This is a genomic window from Clostridioides sp. GD02404 (genome assembly GCF_045898275.1).
Lineage (GTDB): Bacteria > Bacillota > Clostridia > Peptostreptococcales > Peptostreptococcaceae > Clostridioides > Clostridioides difficile_A.
Window position 1 is genome coordinate 1 of the sequence record NZ_JBJOCA010000011.1, and the last position, 18,880, is coordinate 18,880.

Here is an 18,880-nt window from a genome sequence, read left to right on the forward strand (position 1 = left end):
TGTATGTAAGAACCGTAGGAACTATGGGGATAGCCTGTGGAGAATTGGTAAGACATATTTCAGTATGCAAAATTCTATGAAGTAGGAACCCTGTGACTTTAGTCATGGGAGGTTCAGAGAAGAAAATGCTAAAATAAGAGTATACTCTGATTGTGGAACTATATTAGCAAATAGGGCTTGGAGAGTGGGTAGAAGTAATAATAATAAAATATTTTATAAAGATATAGAAAATGAAAAAGGAAAGTATGTTATTGATATATTATTAGATGCAAGTGGTTCTCAAAGTAGAAATCAAGGAAATGTGGCAATTCAGGCGTATATAATTGCAAATGCCTTAACAGAGGTTGGCATACCAAATAGAGTTATGGGATTTTCTAGTTTTTTGGATTATACAATATTAAAAAGATTTAAAGATTATGATGATAGTTTAAAAAATAGTGAAAATATATTTGAATACTTTTGTGCTGGTAATAATAGAGATGGTTTAGCTATAAAATCTATATGTAGTGGTCTAATAAATAGAGATGAAGAAAATAAAATTTTGATAGTTCTTAGTGATGGAAGACCCAATGATGTAAAGATAGGAAAAAATAGTGAGAGAACCTTAAGAGGAGAAAAAGCTTATAGAGGGATAGTTGGTTTAAGAGATACAGCTAATGAAGTAAGAAAAGCTAGGAAACAAAATATATTAGTATTAGGAGTATTCACAGGGAAAGAATCGGAGCTTGAGGCTGAAAGATTAATATATGGAAACGATTTTATATATTCAAGAGATATAACTAGATTTTCTGATGTGGTTTCGATGTATTTAAAGAAGATAATTAGAAATTAATCAAGATTATAAAAAATAATTTATATACATAAAAATATAAAAATGAATAAAATTTGTAAAAAATGTAGAAATTTTCACAGAAAAGGTATACAATGATTTATATAGAAAATGTTTTAAGAATAATTTAAAAATTAAATATATAATATTATAGGTTCTTCAAGCAAGATTAATAGGGAAAAAGGTTAAATTCCTTTACAGCCCCCGCTACTGTGATGCAGACGAAACTTTTGTTAGCCACTATGATGATATACTTTTATATTTCATGGGAAGGAAGAGGAGTAGGAAGAAGCTAAGTCAGGAGACCTGCCTAAAATATTAAAGTAATTTCTTCGGGGATGGAGAAAGTTTCTTATAATAATTATACAGATATGTTCATTTTATGTGTTTGTATTTGGATTGTCGAAAATTAGAAGCCTAGCCATCGAGTTAGGCTTTTTTATTTTTATTTTTAAAATAAATCAGACATATATTATTTATATTTTAATTATTAGAAAGGGAGAGAGGGGATAGTAAAATGAAACAAAATATCAAATTAGGGGTTATAGCTGCACTTATGTTAATCGTTTTAACTCCAGTTACATCGAATGCAATGCACATAATGGAAGGATACTTACCAGTAAAATGGTCTATAGCATGGGGAGTTATATTTATACCATTTTTTTTAGTAGGACTAAAATCAATAGGAAAAATAGTAAAGCAAGACCCTAAAAAGAAAGTATTATTAGCGCTGTGTGGAGCATTTGTATTTGTATTGTCAGCACTAAAGATACCTTCAGTAACAGGAAGTTGTTCACATCCTACTGGAGTAGGTCTTGGAGCAATAATGTTTGGACCAAGTGTAATGTTTGTTCTTGGAACTATAGTTCTAATATTCCAAGCATTACTATTGGCACATGGAGGAATAACTACTTTAGGAGCTAATGCTTTTTCAATGGCTATTATAGGACCAATTATATCATTCTTAATATTTAAAGCATTAAAGAAAAAAGACGGAAATAATGCAATGCCAGTATTTCTTGCAGCAGCAATAGGAGATTTGGCTACATATACAGTAACTTCGATACAGTTAGCACTGGCTTTCCCAGACCCATCAGGTGGAGTGATGGCTTCAGCAATTAAGTTTTTAGGAATTTTCTTTATGACTCAAATACCAATAGCGATAGCAGAAGGTATACTTACTGTAATTGTATATAATTTAATTACAGAAAATGGAGAAAAAAGCATACTAGAAAATAATGATAAAGGAGTTAAAGCTAATGAGTGCTAAAACAAAGACAAAAACTAATATATTACTACTTTTATTAGTAGTAGCTCTTATCATATTCCCATTACTTGTTAATTCGGGAGCTGAATATGGAGGAGCAGATGGTCAAGCTGAGAGTGAAATTACTAAGATAAATCCAGATTATGAACCATGGTTTAGTAGCCCATATGAGCCACCAAGTGGAGAAATAGAAAGTTTATTATTCTCTGCACAAGCAGCGTTAGGTGCTGGTGTAATAGGGTACATATTAGGTGTTCAAAAAGGAAAGAGAAGTTAATTATGCTTATAATTGATAAATATGCATATACAAATAGATTAAGTAAAATAAATCCAAATAAAAAAGTAGCCATAGGAGTAATCTTTCTGATTGCTTCTATGGTAATAAAAAATATATTTGTTTTAAGTGGAATTATGATTTTAATGAGTATTCTAGTTGTTTGTGTAGCTGGAATAGATTTAAAGAATTATTTAAAATTACTCAGAATACCAATGTACTTTTTATTTCTTAGTATAGGAATAACTCTTGTAAATATATCTTTTAATAAGGCAGACTTATTATATAGTTTTGAAATTTTTAGTTTCAATGTAGGAATATCAAAAGCATCTATTGACATGTCTATTCATGTGTTATTTAGAGCTATGTCTTGTTTGACTTGTGTATACTTTTGTATACTTACAACACCTTTTAATCAATTAATATTCTTCTTTAAAAAAATGCATTTGCCTGATACTTTTGTTGAGCTATCAATGTTAATATATAGGTTTATATTCATATTTTTAGAAGAATTTTCAGAAATATATAAGTCACAAGAACTAAGATTTGGGTACATAAATTTAAAAACTTCATATAAATCCTTAGGAATTCTTGGAAGTATGCTGTACAAAAGACTTATGACAAGGTATGATGATATGTGTATATCATTAGACATAAAATTGTATGATGGTAAATTTCACATAGTAGGGGATAATGATGTTTAAAATAAATAATTTAACTTATCAATATGAAAAGAATGCCAATGCATTATTAAACATTAATATGGATTTCTCAAAGGGAAATGTTATAGGTATAATAGGTTCAAATGGTTCAGGAAAATCAACATTATTTATGAATTTAATGGGTATATTAAAACCTACATCTGGAGAAATTCTTTTTAAAGAAGAAAAATTAAAATATGATAAAAAAAGTTTGTATAATCTTAGAAAAAATGTGGGTATTGTCTTTCAAGACCCAGAAAAACAAATTTTCTATTCAAAAGTATACGATGATATAGCATTTGCAATGAGAAATATTGGTATAGATGAAAAAATAATTAAAGAGAGAATAAACAAAGCTCTAGTAGCTGTTAATGGAATAGATTTTATAGATAGACCAGTACATTTTTTAAGTTATGGTCAGAAAAAAAGGGTAGCGATAGCATCAGTTATAGCAATGGAAAATGAAATTATATTGCTTGATGAGCCTACAGCTGGTTTAGACCCAGTAAGTACTAGGTCTATTGTAGATATAATAAAGGGATTGAATAAAGATAATATAAAAATAGTAATATCCAGTCATGATATGAATTTAATGTATGAAATATGCGATTATATATATGTATTGGATAAGGGGATTTTAATTGATGAAGGAAAGGCAGAAAATGTATTTGTAAATGAAAATAACATTATACAAGCTGGCTTAGAATCCCCATGGCTAGTAAAGGTACACAAAAATATGAACCTACCTTTATTTAAGAAAGAAGAAGATTTGTATAAGTACTGGAAAGAAAGAGAACTTAATACAAACAAATAATTAAGCCCTAAACCTATTTTAAAAAAATAGATTTATATATAATAACCCTTAACCTAGACCCCTTAAAGGTGCCTTATGATTCCCCAAATCATAAGGTTATTTTTTTATTAAATAATAAAATAAATTATATGTAAAGTGTTATTTAATTGTAATATATTGGAAATAATCTATTAGTATAATACATAATTATAATTTGAAGTAATTCATATTTTAGATTAAAATATATTTATGGCTGTTAACAGGAGGAGAAATATGAATTTAGATACATTAAATCCTGCTCAAAGAGAAGCAGTAGAAAAGACTGAAGGTCCAGTACTTATACTGGCTGGAGCTGGTTCAGGTAAAACTAAGGTATTAACAACGAGAATGGCATACCTTATAGAAGATAAAGGTGTACAACCACCAAATATATTAGCGATAACATTTACAAACAAAGCTGCAAATGAAATGAGAGAAAGAGTTGAACAAAATATAGGTTCTGAGACTAAGGAAATGTGGATAAGTACATTCCATTCTTGCTGTGTTCGTATACTTAGAAAAGATATAAATAAGATTGGTTACAACAGGAGTTTTGTAATTTATGATGCAGCAGACCAAGTTACATTGGTTAAAGACTGTCTTAAAGAACTAAATTTAAGTGATAAGGTGTTTGAACCAAAAGCAGTTATAAGTGCTATTTCAGGAGCAAAAGATAAGCTTTATACTCCAAAACAGTTTAAAGACATTAACATGGCAGATAATAGAATGAGTAAAATTGCAGATATTTATGCATTATATCAAGACCGTTTAAAAAGAAATAGTGCACTTGATTTTGATGATTTAATACTTAAAACTGTAGAGCTTTTTAAGGCTAATGAAGAAGTTTTAGCATATTATAGAAGTAGATTTAGATACATAATGGTAGATGAGTATCAAGATACAAGTAAAGCTCAATATGAATTGATAAAATTATTAGCCAGAGAACATCAAAATATTTGTGTTGTTGGAGATGATGACCAAAGTATTTATGGATGGAGAGGCGCAGATATAAGAAATATACTTGAATTTGAGAAAGATTATGATAATGTACATGTTGTAAAATTGGAGCAAAATTATAGGTCTACACAAGTGATATTAGATGCAGCTAATAAAGTCATATCTAATAATATAGAAAGAAAAAGGAAAAAGCTTTGGAGTGAAAAAAAAGAAGGAGAGCTTATAAAGATACAATTAACTGGTAGTGAAATAGAAGAAGCTGATTTCATTGCTGATTCAATTGCACAAATAGCTAGAAAAGAGAAGAGACCATATAAAGACTTTGCAGTACTTTATAGAGCAAATGCACAAGCTAGACCTGTAGAGGATGCTTTAAATAGAAGTCAAATACCATATAATATATATGGTGGTACAAAATTTTACGAGAGAAAAGAGATAAAGGATTTATTAGCGTATTTAAGAGTTATTCAAAATCCACAAGATGATATATCTATAAAAAGAATTATAAACGTACCTAGAAGGGGTATAGGGCTTAGAACAATAGAAAAAATTGAAGATAGAGCTAATTTAAAGCAGGAAAGTATATATTCAGTATTAATTGATATAGAGACAAATTCAGATATATCTACTAAAGCAAGAGCAAGTATAAGTGGATTTGTTGATATTATAGGTACACTTAGAACTATAAAAGAAGTTTATCCTGTTAGTAAACTTATAGAAAAGGTCTTAGATACTACAGGATATATGGATGAACTTGTAGAGATAAGGAATAAAAATGAAAAAGATTTGACTGGTAAGGGAGAGGAAGCTCAAGATAGAATTGACAACTTAAGAGAATTCATATCTATAGCTTTGGAGTTTGAAAGTAGTAATGATGAGAATTATGAAAACAAAGACTTAGAAACATTCTTAACTAGTATAGCACTTACATCTGAATCAAATGATGAAGAAGACAATGATAGAGTTTCTCTTATGACAATTCATACATCTAAAGGGCTGGAATTCCCTGTAGTATTCCTAATAGGTATGGAAGAAGGATTATTTCCTATATCAAGAGCTATAAAGTCTCTAAGTGATTCACAGATAGAAGAAGAGAGAAGACTTTGCTATGTTGGTATAACTAGAGCCAAGGAAGAGTTATATATGTCATTGACAGAGAAGAGGACATTATATGGTAAAACAAATGTTGCAATAGCTTCGAGATTTATGGAGGAGTTACCAGAAGAATGTATAGAAAGATTGTACAAAGTAAAGAAAGAACTGAGTTATTCTAAAGCAAGCTATAATATGTTAGATAAATATACTAAAAAGTACATGAATACTATAAGTAAATCTAAAGTTGCTGACAAAGTTAATGCTACAATAAAAGATTCCAATAAAGAGACTAACCCAGATGATATAAAACTTGGTTCTAAAGTGCATCATCCTAAATTTGGGGTTGGGACAGTAGTATCTATAATTGGCACAGATGTTACTATAGCTTTTGACAAGCAAGGAATTAAAAAGATAAACAAAGAATATACAACACTAAATATTTTATAATGGAGGTTAATATAGAGAATGGATAGTATAAATTTTGCTAAGAACTTAATAGACTTCATATATGATAGTCCATCATCTTTTCATGCAGTTGATAGTGATAAAGAAATTCTAGACAAAAATGGATTTGAAGAGTTAGCTTTAAATCATAAGTGGAACCTAAAAGTGGGTGGAAAATACTATGTTACTAAAAATTTATCTGCTATAGTAGCTTTTGTAGTTAATTCAGAAGACATAGAAAAAGATGGTTTTAGAATAATAGGTTCTCATTCAGATTCTCCTACATTTAGCATTAAACCAAATGCAGAAATAGAAGCTGAAAAATCTTATTTGAAGTTGAATACAGAGTGCTATGGAGGAGCAATATTGAGCACATGGTTAGATAGACCTCTTGGCATAGCTGGCAGGGTAGTTTTAAAGAGTGATAATGTATTAAAGCCAAGTGAAAGACTTATAAACTTTCAAAAGCCAATTTGTATAATACCAAACCTAGCTATACACTTAAATAGAAGTATAAATGATGGTCATTCATATAATAAGCAAAAGGATATGTTACCTTTAGTTGGTTTGTTGAATGATACATTAGAAAAAGATAACTTCCTTTTAAAACAAATAGCATCTAATTTGGATGTAAATATGGAAGATGTCATAGATTTTGATTTGTTTTTATATGAATTTGAAAAAGGAAGTTTAATAGGGGCTAATGATGAATTTATATCTATAGGAAGACAAGACAATCTTGCTATGGTACATGCTAGCTTGAATGCTCTTATCGATACTAAAGGTCAAAATGGCGTAAATGTAATGGCCGTATTTGATAATGAAGAAGTTGGTAGCTCTACTAAACAAGGTGCAGATTCAAACATGCTATTAAATATATTGGAAAGAATTTGTCTATCAATAGGTAAAGATAGGGAAGAGTTCTTTGAGTCTATTTATTCATCTTTTATGATATCATCAGATTTGGCTCATGCTATCCATCCAAATACTCCAGAAAAACATGACCCAACTAATAAACCAGTTATGGGAAAAGGACCTGTTATAAAGATAAATGCTAGTCAGGCATATACAAGTGATGGGTATTCTATAGCTGTTTATAAGAATATATGTAGAGAAGCTAATGTTGAGTATCAAGAATTTGTTAATAGGTCAGATGAAAGAGGTGGAAGTACTATAGGTCCAATATCTTCAACTCATATAGATATACCATCTGTGGATGTGGGAAGTCCAATTTTGGCAATGCACTCTATAAGAGAATTAGGAAATGTTGAAGACCATTATAGCATATATAAAACGTTTAGCAAGTTTTTTGAAATATAAATATAAGATAAACAATTTGGAGATGAGACTATGAAATTAGGATTATGCTTAGAAGGTGGAGGCGCAAAAGGGGCTTACCAAGCAGGAGTAGTAAAGGCATTATATGATGGAGGAATAAATAAATTTTATTCAATTTCAGGGACATCAATAGGAGCAATAAATGGATATTATTTGTACACAGGTAATGTTGATAACTTAGAAAAAATGTGGACAAATATAAAAGATATCCAGAATGGAAATGTAAAAATAGTAAATAATACTGTGGATAATTCTCCTGCTATAGACAATTTGAGGGAACTAGATGATAGTAAAATTGAAGAAATGAAGTTTTATGTTAACTATGTAGAAGTCAATAATAAGGTAGTATCAGAAAAGATTGTTGATGTATCAAAAATGACTCGTGATGAAGCAATTATCAGTATTTCATACAGTGGATTGTTACCATCAAACCCAAAGGCTACTCTTGGTTTTAAAGAACAATTTGCAAAAGATGTTCAAGAAGGGTTATATGATGGTTTTAAATTAGATGGAGGTCTAATTAGGAGCGCATTGATTGAACCTTTAATTGTGGATAATGTGGATAAGATTGTTTTAATATCAACGAAATATAATTATGAATTACCAGAAGATATTAAAAAAACATACGATGAAGACAGAATAATAGTAGTTAGACCAAATACTCAGTTCGCACCTAAAGACACTCTTAATTTTGATGATGAGTTTTGTAAAGCTATTTATCAAGAAGGATATGAAATAGGAAAAAATATACTTGATAGACTTTAATTTAGAGTATAATATAATAAATGTAATTGTATAATTTAACTAAGGAAAAGGAAGGTAATGAATTATGGAAAATAAAAATCCTATAGTAACTATAGAAATGGAAAATGGAAAAGAAATTAAAATTGAGTTGTACCCAAATATAGCACCAAATACAGTTAAAAACTTTGTATCATTAGTAAATGAAGGATATTATAATGGAATAATATTTCATAGAGTAATACCAGGATTTATGATACAAGGTGGATGTCCAAATGGTACAGGAATGGGTGGTCCAGGTCACTCTATAAAAGGTGAATTTAGTGGGAATGGATTTACTAATAATTTAAAACATGAAAGAGGAGTCATATCAATGGCTAGAACTATGGCACCTAATTCAGCTGGTTCTCAATTTTTCATAATGCATAAAAATTCACCACATTTAGATGGTCAATATGCAGGATTTGGTAGAGTAATAGAAGGTATAGAGGTTGTTGATGAAATAGCATCAATTAGAACAGATGCAGCTGATAAACCACAAACTCCACAAGTTATGAAATCTGTTACTGTGGAGACTTTTGGAATAGATTACTCTGATGTAGAAAAAAATTAAAACATATATAAAAATTAGTTATAAGTAAAAGTCAAAATATATGTTGTTTATTGAAGATAAAATGGGATGTAGTTACGTCTTTAGACGAATACATCTCATTTTTTATTTATTCTATATAATAAGAAATTGTGTATTAAAATAATAAATTACAGAGTATACCAATTAGAAATAACATTGGATTTTTATGATACTTATTCCATAAAATTAGTATCATAGAATTTTAATTAAAAAATAAAGTATAGTTAAAAAAAATTTTACTAAAAATATTTTTATCCAAGTTTGTATATAATAATATATTAAATAAATATGGAAGACATATGGAAAACAATTATTCCAGTGTCTTTTTAAGCTATTTTATCTATTTTATTTAAGAAAAATAAGTTTTTCTATGTTTTTTATTTATAAAAAAATATCATCATGGAAATATCTTCTATTTACAATTTTATAACTTTGGTTTACAATAATAGAGACAATAAATCCTAAAAAACATAAGAAGAAAAAAGTGCTTAATATTTGAGAGAGACTGGTTTAGTTTACACCAGCTAGGCCAGTCAAGGAATAATTTAAAGTGTAATATATAACAATGAAAAAGAACCTGTAATTAGAATCTTCTAATTTACAGGTTCTTTTTTTGCAGAAATTGGTATTATTATATAAATATTTAAGAAAGTAAATTTTTAACTTTATTGTAACTAAGTATGTTTTTTAACATAGTATAATATAGACCCAAAATGGAGGGATTATAAATGAGAAATATTATACTTTATTTAAATGATGATACCTTTATATCAAGAAAATATCCAGATAAAAACTTTAGTTTTTTAGAATATTGTTTAATAGGAACTAAATATTCAAGCACTTTTGCAGAAGAAAAACTTCTTACTTTTTTCAAAGTAAGAATACCAGAGATATTAAAAGATAAAAATATATTAAAAGCAGAGTTATTTATTCATATTAATTCAGATAATAATTATATTTTTAATGAAAAAATAGATATTGAAGTAAAAAGAATAATCGAATATTATAATTCAAGGACTATATCATGGAATGATAAATTGCCTATAGAAAATATTGAAGGATATTTACCAATTGGTATAAGTGATACGTCTAACTATATATGTTTAAATATTACAAGTATTGTAAAAGCATGGGCGGTGGGCAAGTATCCTAATTATGGATTAGCTTTATCTTTAAATTATCCTTGTAAGATTATAGAGTTTACATCTAGTAGAGGTCGTAACAAACCATATATACTTATAACATTTGAAGAAAGAAAAAAAGAGTGCTGTCCTCCTAAATTCGGATGTCCTCCAATTAGAGTTACAGGTCCAACCGGACCAAGAGGCCCAATGGGAAGCACAGGAGCAACAGGTCCAACCGGAAATACCGGAGTAACAGGTCCAACCGGAAATACCGGAGTAACAGGTCCAACAGGAGCGACTGGTCCAACTGGAAACGCAGGAATAACAGGGCCAACCGGAGCAACAGGTCCAACAGGAAATACTGGAGAAATAGGTCCAACAGGCCCAACCGGAAACACCGGATTAGAAGGAGCAACAGGTCCAACAGGAAATACTGGAGAAATAGGACCAACTGGAGCAACAGGCCCAACAGGAAACACAGGAGAGATAGGGCCAACTGGAGCAACCGGCTCAACAGGAAACACCGGAGAAATAGGACCAACAGGCCCAACCGGAAACACCGGATTAGAAGGAGCAACAGGTCCAACAGGAAATACTGGAGAAATAGGACCAACTGGAGCAACAGGTCCAACAGGGAATATAGGAGAGATAGGGCCAACAGGTCCAACAGGAAATACAGGAGCAACTGGAGCAACAGGTCCAACAGGGTATACAGGAGAGATAGGGCCAACTGGCTCAACAGGAAACACAGGATTAGAAGGCCCAATGGGAGCAACAGGCCCAACAGGAAACACAGGAGCAACTGGAAATACAGGGTTAGAAGGTCCAATGGGAGCAACAGGCCCAACCGGAAATACCGGAGAAATAGGTCCAACCGGAGCAACAGGTCCAACAGGAAATACTGGAGAAATAGGTCCAACCGGAGCAACAGGTCCAATAGGAAACACAGGACCAACTGGAGGAATAGGACCAACCGGAGCAACAGGTCCAACAGGAAATACCGGAGAAATAGGTCCAACAGGCCCAACCGGAAACACCGGATTAGAAGGAGCAACAGGTCCAATCGGAAATACTGGAGAAATAGGACCAACTGGAGCAACAGGTCCAACAGGTCCAACAGGAAATACAGGAGCAACTGGAGCAACTGGAGCAACAGGTCCAACAGGGTATACAGGAGAGATAGGGCCAACTGGCTCAACAGGAAACACAGGATTAGAAGGCCCAATGGGAGCAACAGGCCCAACTGGAAACACAGGAGCAACTGGAAATACAGGGTTAGAAGGTCCAATGGGAGCAACAGGCCCAACTGGAGCGACTGGTCCAACAGGAAACACAGGAGCAACTGGAGAAATAGGACCAACCGGAGCAACAGGTCCAATAGGAAACACAGGACCAACTGGAGAAATAGGGCCAACAGGAAACACAGGAGTGATAGGACCAACAGGAGTAACAGGACCAACCGGAAACACAGGAGTGACAGGACCAACAGGACCAACCGGAAATACAGGAGTAACAGGAGAAATAGGACCAACAGGAAACACAGGAGCAACAGGAGCGACAGGCCCAACCGGAAATACTGGAGCAACAGGTAATTTCTCACAGCCAATTGCTAATTTTCTTGTAAATGCTCCATCTGCACAAATCTTAAATAATGGGGAAGCTATAAAAAATTGGCAAGCAGTACTGGGGAATAGTTCAAGTATAACAGTGGATGCAAATGGTACATTTAAAGTAGAAGAAAATGGTGTGTACTACATTTCAGTTTCATTAGCATTGCAACCAGGTTCATCAAGTATAAATCAATACTCTTTTTCTTTCTTATTTCCTATTTTAGGAGGGAGAGATTTAGCAGGTATCACTACTGAGCCAGGTGGTGGAGGTGTGGTTTCTGGATATTTTGCTGGTTTTCTATTTGGTGGAACTACATTTACTATAAATAATTTTTCATCTGTGTCTGTAGGAATAAGAAATGGCCAATCAGCAGGGACAGCGGCAGCTTTGACTATATTTAGAATAGCTGATACTATTATGACTTAACTTTATATTTAATATTAATATATGTATAATAAAAAACTGTTTCAAATATATATTTGAAACAGTTTTTCTGTTTAAAAATTTTATATTATTTAAAGTTCTTGATTGCAGTAGTTAAATTAGGCACTAGTTGTTTCTTTCTAGATACAACACCTGGTGCAAATGTACCTTGAACACCTTCAACACTAAATGCATCAGCAATTAATCTATCTTCTGCCTTATAGATTAAATAAGAGCCTTCTTTAATTATGTCTGTAACTGCAATAACTAATTTATCATAATCAGTTGAATTTATATAAGATAAAAATTCATCTTTTTTAGCAAATATAGAATCTATATCTAAAGTAAATACTTGTCCAATACCAACTTTATATCCACTCATATTGAATTCTTTAAAGTCCATATTTACTATTTCTTCTATAGTATATTCATCTAAAGAAGTACCACATTTAAACATATCCATAGCATATTTTTCCATATCTACATTTGCTATTTTGCTTAGTTCTTCACATGCTTTTTTATCCATGTCAGTTGTTGTTGGAGATTTGAATAATAATGTATCAGATAATATAGCAGATAAAAGAAGCCCAGCTATTTCATAAGGTATCTCAACATTATTTTCTTTATACATTTGGTAAATTATAGTACTATTACATCCAACAGGCATAACTCTAAAAGACATAGGAACATCAGTAGAAATACCACCAAGTTTATGATGGTCAATTATTTCAACTATATTTGCTTGTTCAATTCCATCAGCACTTTGGGCATATTCATTATGGTCAACTAAAACAACATTCTTTTTAGTTGGGTTCAATAGATGCCCTTTTGAAATCAATCCTAAAAACTTATTATCATCATCTAATATAGGATAAGATCTGAAGTTTGTCTCTAGCATGATTTCTTTAATTTCATCCATGTAATCATCTTCTTTGAATGTAATTAAATTTTCTGTAGCCTCTATAGAGTCTAAGAAACTACATTGATTTATCACATTAGAAGTTTTATAGTTATCACTTTCAACAGAAACAACAGAAACTCCATTTATTTTAGCAAGAGCTAGTAAGTCTTTTGAAATCTCTGTATGATTAGTAAGTATTAAAAGTTTAACTTTTGTATCAATAGCATATTCAATACTATCATATCTATCACCAACAATAGCTATGTCTCCCTCTTTTAGAGTCTCTATTAGAGTTTCCATACCAAATGATAGAGTAACCACTCTACCTTTTACATCTTCACCACAATCCACAAGAATAGTACCATTAAGGTTTTTACAAATATTTGATAGTGATGTGTGTATAGTTGTAAAGTGTTGATGAAGTAGGTTTTTAGCTATTTCTTTCATAGTAATGATACCAGCAAAAGTTCCATCATCATAAGTTACAGGCAGTGTCTTAACATTTTTTTCATCCATAAGATTATAAGCTTCTAATATAGATGAAGTTGGAGTTAAAGGAACTACTTTATCATAATTTAAATCTCTAACTTGTATTCTAACATTATCTAAAATTTCAGGTGCATCTACCTTAAAGTAATCTAAGGCATATTTAGCCTCTTTTCTGATATCTCCTAAAGCATAAGCTGTTGCTTTTATTCCTAGTTTGTTCTTTAAATGTGCTAATGAAATTGCAGAACATATTGAATCTGTATCTGGATTTTTATGTCCGAAAACTAATAAACTCATTTTAATACTCCTTTCAAAACTTGAATATAAATAATAATTGATAAAAATATTATATCAAAAGGTTGTGGGTATATGTTGTAAAAAGAAAAAAATTTAATGAAAAAATATTATATAAAATTTTATTTCTTACATAAATACAATGAATTTGATATAAAAATCATTATGATATTATACTTTTACCCAATTATATTCTAAATTAAATTTACTTTTATTCGAAATAAATCGATTAAATATACCTGCGAAAAAATTAATTAATATGATAATAAACTAAAAATTTATAAATATTTTATACTATAAAAATTTTTGTATATATGTTATAAGTAAAAAATTAACGGATTTAACATAAAAATTATTTATAGATATGAAAAGTATACTAAGTATGTATTGATTTAAAAATAACTTATATAAACTATACTAATTTCAGTTTATATATTTTTTAAAATTATACGGATGTTGTAGAACGAAAAATTGCATATAAGTCAAAAATAAGTGTTATTTTATGAAAATATGACAAAAATTTTATATGTTATTTATGCAAATAATACATAAATAACATATAAAATTTAATAAGTAAAAAAAGTGAAAGATATAAATTATCATTTTAGTATTTTATTTAGTCAAAGTAAATTATTCAAATGAAAAATATCTCATTTAAATAAAAAATTTAAATAAAAGTAAAAAAAATAATGTATTTGTTAAAAAATAAATTGACAAAATATTCAGAAAAAAACTTCTTGACCTAGAGAGACAAAGTAAATAAAATCTAAGGTATAGACATGAAATCTATAAAAATATTTTAAGTATAAGTTAAAATATAGATGATGTATTTAAGATTTATAAAAATAGGCGATACATAATTATTTAGGGAGGTTTTTAGTATGGAGAAGAAAGAAAAAGCTGTAGAAAAATTAAATGTTGAAGTATGTAGTCCTGAAATTGTCAATAGTGTTGAGACATTAAAAATGAGGCTAGAAGAAATCAGACTAGCACAAAAAGAATTTGCAACATTTACACAAGAGCAAGTAGATAAAATTTTCTTAGCTGCTTCAACTGCAGCAAATCAACAAAGAATACCTCTAGCAAAAATGGCAGTAGAAGAAACTGGTATGGGTATTGTTGAAGATAAGGTTATAAAAAATCATTTTGCTTCAGAGTATATTTATAATGCTTATAAAGACACTAAAACTTGTGGTGTTATAGAAAAAGATGAAGCATTTGGTTTCACAAGAATTGCTGAACCAGTAGGTGTTTTATCAGCAGTTATACCAACAACTAATCCTACATCGACTGCAATATTTAAGTCCCTAATAGCACTAAAAACTAGAAATGGTATAATTTTCTCTCCTCATCCAAGAGCTAAAAACTGTACTATAGAAGCAGCTAAAGTTGTACATGATGCAGCAGTTAAAGCAGGTGCCCCAAAAGGACTTATAGGTTGGGTAGATGTACCTTCAATTGAACTTACTAACGTTGTTATGGCAGAGGCAGACCTTATATTGGCTACTGGTGGACCTGGAATGGTTAAATCTGCATATTCTTCAGGAAAGCCAGCTGTTGGAGTTGGACCTGGAAATGTACCTGCAATAATAGATGAGAGTGCAGATGTAAAAATGGCTGTTAGTTCAATATTAGTATCAAAATCATTTGATAATGGTATGATATGTGCTTCTGAGCAAGCAGTAATAGTGCCAGAAAAAATATATGAAGAAGTTAAAAAAGAATTTAAATATCGTGGAGCACATTTCTTAAATAAAGAAGAAACAGAAAAAGTAGGAAAAGTAGTAATAATTGATGGTTCATTAAATGCTAAGATAGTTGGTCAGCCAGCTCATGTGATAGCTAAAATGGCTGATGTAGAAGTTCCAAAAACAGCTAGAATAATAATTGGTGAAGTAGAATCTGTTGAAGTAGAAGAACCTTTTGCACATGAAAAACTTTCTCCAGTACTTGCAATGTACAAATCTAAAAGTTTTGAAGATGCAGTTGCTAAAGCTGAAAAATTAGTTGCAGATGGTGGATATGGCCATACATCTTCGTTATATGCAGACTCTATAAATCATCCAGATAGAGTAGAGAAGTTTGTAAATGCTATGAAGACTTGTAGAGTATTAGTTAATACTCCATCGTCACAAGGTGGTATAGGTGACTTATATAACTTTAAATTAGCGCCATCTCTTACTCTTGGTTGTGGTTCTTGGGGTGGAAACTCAGTATCTGAAAATGTAGGAGTGAAACATTTACTTAATATCAAGACAGTAGCTGAAAGGAGAGAGAATATGCTTTGGTTTAGAGCACCAGAAAAGGTTTATTTCAAAAAAGGTTGTTTAGGTGTAGCAGCAAGAGAATTTAAAGATGTTATGGATAAAAAGAAAGCCTTTATAGTAACAGATTCTTTCCTTTACAATAATGGATACACTAAGAAGCTAACTGATTTGTTAGATGAGATGGGAATTAAGCATACTACATTCTTTGATGTTGCTCCAGACCCAACATTAGCTTGTGCAAGAGAAGGAGCTAAGGCTATGGCTGATTTCCAACCAGATTTAATAATAGCTGTAGGTGGAGGTAGCGCAATGGATGCTGGTAAGATAATGTGGGTAATGTATGAGCATCCAGAGGTAGACTTCCAAGATTTGGCTATGAGATTTATGGATATAAGAAAAAGAGTATATGCATTCCCTAAAATGGGTGAAAAAGCATACTTTGCTGCTATCCCAACTTCAGCAGGTACTGGTTCAGAGGTAACTCCATTTGCAGTTATAACTGACCAAGATTCAGGTGTAAAATATCCATTAGCAGATTATGAATTAATGCCAAACATGGCTATAATCGATGCTGACATGATGATGGAGATGCCACCAAGATTAACAGCAGCATCAGGTGTTGATGCCTTAACACATGCACTAGAAGCATATGTGTCTATGTTAAGAACTGAACCAGCTGATGGATTAGCACTTCAAGCAGGTAAAATAATATTTGAATATCTACCTCGTGCATACAAAAATGGAAAGAATGATAAAGAAGCAAGAGAAAAAATGGCAATGGCATCTACTATGGCTGGGATGTCTTTCGCAAATGCTTTCTTAGGAATTTGTCACTCTCTAGCACATAAATTGGGTGCATTCCACCACGTTCAACATGGTGTTGCAAATGCATTATTAATAAATGAAGTAATTAAGTTCAATTGTGCAGAAGCTCCAAATAAGATGGGTGCATTCTCACAATACAGATATCCTGATTGTATACAAAGATATGCTGAATTTGCTTCTTTTGTAGGAATCAAGGGAAATACAGACCAAGAAAAAGTAGATAACCTTATAAAAGCAATAGATGAATTAAAGGCAAGAGTAGGACTTCCTAAAACTATAAAAGAGGCTGGGGTAGAAGAATCTAAATTCTTAGAAGGATTAGATGCTATGGTTGAACAAGCTTTTGATGACCAATGTACAGGAGCTAATCCTAGATACCCATTGATGAGTGAATTAAAAGAGATATATTTAAAAGTTTATTATGGTAAATAATATTTATTGTACAATATAGGTTCTATTAGACTTGAATATAAATTATTAGATTTGAATATAAATAGATTTTTATTAGAGTCGTATATAAATAGTTTTTAATAATACATTATAACTTAAATCTTAAACGGAAATGATAAAAAGTTAAGAAATTCATATTGATTTTGAATATGTGTATTTAATCAATTAACTTTAAAATTAGTCGGAAAATTTTTTTATTACATATAATTTTAAAGCAGAATATATAAAAAACTTTATGAAAAAATTATAAAAATATTCAGAAAATTCTATTGACTAATTTATTTATCATGATATAATAAGTTTAGAAAACAAAAAGAATTGGGGCCTATTAAGGCCCCCTTACTACTTTTTGATAGATTTATTTAGAATAACTTTTTCACTTTGATTTTTTATATTTATTATAGAATCAGTATAATCTACTTCAAAGTTAGCAAAAGCAGAGAATAAATCTATGTCCCTTAATAAATGAATTGTCATACATTGATTGTTCTTATTTACCCTTAGAATCAATGCTCTTACAAAGGGAAATTGGATTCTAGAATTAAATAAGTTAGAACCGTCAGTATCTATATCTAAGCTACGATAATTAATATCTATAAATACATCTACATCATCGTTTTCTTCTCTTATTATTCTATAGTCAAAATCCAAGTCTAAATTTAAATTACCTAAAACCAATAACATTTAAATCCTCTTTTCTATAAGTAGTTTTAGAGTATTAGTTTAACTAAGCTCTCCATCTATTATAGATATAATTCTATCTGCTTTTCTAGCAATATTTTCATTATGTGTTATTATTATAAGAGTTTGGTTATATTTTTTTATAGAATTTTTTAGTAAATCCATGACTTCTTCTGTAGTTTTACTATCCAAATTTCCTGTTGGTTCATCTGCTAGTATTATACTCGGTTTTGCAGATAAAGCGCGTGCAATAGCAACTCTTTGTTGTTGACCACCAGATAATTGATTTGGAAGATGATTTTTCCTCTCACTAAGACCCAATAAATTTATAATGTCTTCGATGTATTCTTCATCAACTTTTTTATTGTCTAACTTTAGTGGTAATTCTATATTTTCTTTTACATTTAATACTGGAATTAGGTTATACTGTTGAAAGACAAATCCTACTTTTTGTCTTCTATATTTTGCTAATCTTTTATCTGAAAGGCAACATATATCTTTACCATCGACTTTTATAGTCCCGCTACTTGGTCTTTCAAGACCGCCTACTAAATGTAGAAATGTGCTTTTTCCACTTCCACTTGGACCAATTATCGCAACAAATTCACCCTTATTTATTTTTAAATTTGCATCCTTTAGTGCATGTACAGCTGTTTCCTTTTTTCCATAAATCTTACCTAAGTTAAGAATCTCTAATATAGGCATA

14 protein-coding genes and 1 riboswitch are annotated in these 18,880 nt (G+C 30.5%); of the genes, 11 read left to right on the forward strand and 3 right to left on the reverse strand.

The window, feature by feature from the left end; all coding sequences use genetic code 11:
- The first annotated feature begins 184 nt into the window (after nucleotides 1-184).
- The 10 genes from Q3287_RS08310 to Q3287_RS08355 all read left to right on the forward strand — a co-directional run bounded on the left by Q3287_RS08310 (nucleotide 185) and on the right by Q3287_RS08355 (nucleotide 12,270).
- On the forward strand, nucleotides 185-832 hold the full coding sequence (locus tag Q3287_RS08310; protein ID WP_407963856.1) for a cobaltochelatase CobT-related protein: 648 nt from the start codon (nucleotides 185-187) through the stop codon (nucleotides 830-832).
- A 132-nt stretch (nucleotides 833-964) separates the two neighbouring features.
- Nucleotides 965-1,158: riboswitch (cobalamin riboswitch) on the forward strand.
- Between the two features lie 188 nt (nucleotides 1,159-1,346).
- On the forward strand, nucleotides 1,347-2,099 hold the full coding sequence (locus tag Q3287_RS08315; RefSeq protein ID WP_009888182.1) for an energy-coupling factor ABC transporter permease: 753 nt from the start codon (nucleotides 1,347-1,349) through the stop codon (nucleotides 2,097-2,099).
- Nucleotides 2,089-2,373 carry an energy-coupling factor ABC transporter substrate-binding protein gene (locus Q3287_RS08320; RefSeq protein WP_009888183.1) on the forward strand — a complete coding sequence of 95 codons (285 nt, stop codon included), beginning with the start codon at nucleotides 2,089-2,091 and terminating at the stop codon, nucleotides 2,371-2,373. The genes Q3287_RS08315 and Q3287_RS08320 overlap by 11 nt, the downstream gene beginning before the upstream one ends.
- A gap of 2 nt (nucleotides 2,374-2,375) precedes the next feature.
- Nucleotides 2,376-3,074, forward strand: a complete 699-nt coding sequence (gene cbiQ, locus Q3287_RS08325; RefSeq protein WP_407963857.1) for a cobalt ECF transporter T component CbiQ — start codon at nucleotides 2,376-2,378, stop codon at nucleotides 3,072-3,074.
- Nucleotides 3,067-3,885, forward strand: coding sequence for an energy-coupling factor ABC transporter ATP-binding protein (locus tag Q3287_RS08330; protein ID WP_054269003.1), 819 nt, complete (start codon nucleotides 3,067-3,069; stop codon nucleotides 3,883-3,885). The genes cbiQ and Q3287_RS08330 overlap by 8 nt, the downstream gene beginning before the upstream one ends.
- A gap of 252 nt (nucleotides 3,886-4,137) precedes the next feature.
- On the forward strand, nucleotides 4,138-6,402 hold the full coding sequence (locus Q3287_RS08335; RefSeq protein WP_054275709.1) for a DUF3553 domain-containing protein: 2,265 nt from the start codon (nucleotides 4,138-4,140) through the stop codon (nucleotides 6,400-6,402).
- A gap of 18 nt (nucleotides 6,403-6,420) precedes the next feature.
- A complete protein-coding gene (locus Q3287_RS08340; protein ID WP_407963858.1) occupies nucleotides 6,421-7,719 on the forward strand; it encodes a M18 family aminopeptidase in 1,299 nt (432 codons plus the stop codon).
- A 30-nt stretch (nucleotides 7,720-7,749) separates the two neighbouring features.
- A complete protein-coding gene (locus tag Q3287_RS08345; protein WP_407963859.1) occupies nucleotides 7,750-8,502 on the forward strand; it encodes a patatin-like phospholipase family protein in 753 nt (250 codons plus the stop codon).
- Between the two features lie 64 nt (nucleotides 8,503-8,566).
- Nucleotides 8,567-9,091: a peptidylprolyl isomerase gene (locus Q3287_RS08350; RefSeq protein ID WP_054269007.1), complete on the forward strand. Its 525-nt coding sequence runs from the start codon at nucleotides 8,567-8,569 to the stop codon at nucleotides 9,089-9,091.
- Between the two features lie 746 nt (nucleotides 9,092-9,837).
- The gene (locus tag Q3287_RS08355; protein ID WP_407963860.1) at nucleotides 9,838-12,270 is read left to right on the forward strand and encodes a DNRLRE domain-containing protein; all 2,433 of its coding nucleotides are present in this window, start codon (nucleotides 9,838-9,840) and stop codon (nucleotides 12,268-12,270) included.
- 85 nt (nucleotides 12,271-12,355) lie between these two features.
- Here Q3287_RS08355 and Q3287_RS08360 read toward each other — a convergent pair whose 3' ends face one another.
- Nucleotides 12,356-13,954, reverse strand: a complete 1,599-nt coding sequence (locus tag Q3287_RS08360) for a putative manganese-dependent inorganic diphosphatase (protein WP_054268916.1) — start codon at nucleotides 13,952-13,954, stop codon at nucleotides 12,356-12,358.
- A gap of 878 nt (nucleotides 13,955-14,832) precedes the next feature.
- Between Q3287_RS08360 and adhE the strand changes: the two genes are divergently transcribed.
- Nucleotides 14,833-17,475, forward strand: coding sequence for a bifunctional acetaldehyde-CoA/alcohol dehydrogenase (adhE, locus tag Q3287_RS08365; RefSeq protein WP_054268917.1), 2,643 nt, complete (start codon nucleotides 14,833-14,835; stop codon nucleotides 17,473-17,475).
- A 360-nt stretch (nucleotides 17,476-17,835) separates the two neighbouring features.
- On the opposite strand, the gene Q3287_RS08370 is transcribed toward adhE, so the two are convergent.
- Nucleotides 17,836-18,177: a hypothetical protein gene (locus tag Q3287_RS08370; protein WP_021382906.1), complete on the reverse strand. Its 342-nt coding sequence runs from the start codon at nucleotides 18,175-18,177 to the stop codon at nucleotides 17,836-17,838.
- A gap of 39 nt (nucleotides 18,178-18,216) precedes the next feature.
- Complete coding sequence (locus tag Q3287_RS08375) at nucleotides 18,217-18,879, reverse strand: ABC transporter ATP-binding protein (protein WP_054275714.1); 663 nt, start codon at nucleotides 18,877-18,879, stop codon at nucleotides 18,217-18,219.
- Between the last annotated feature and the right edge of the window lies 1 nt (nucleotide 18,880).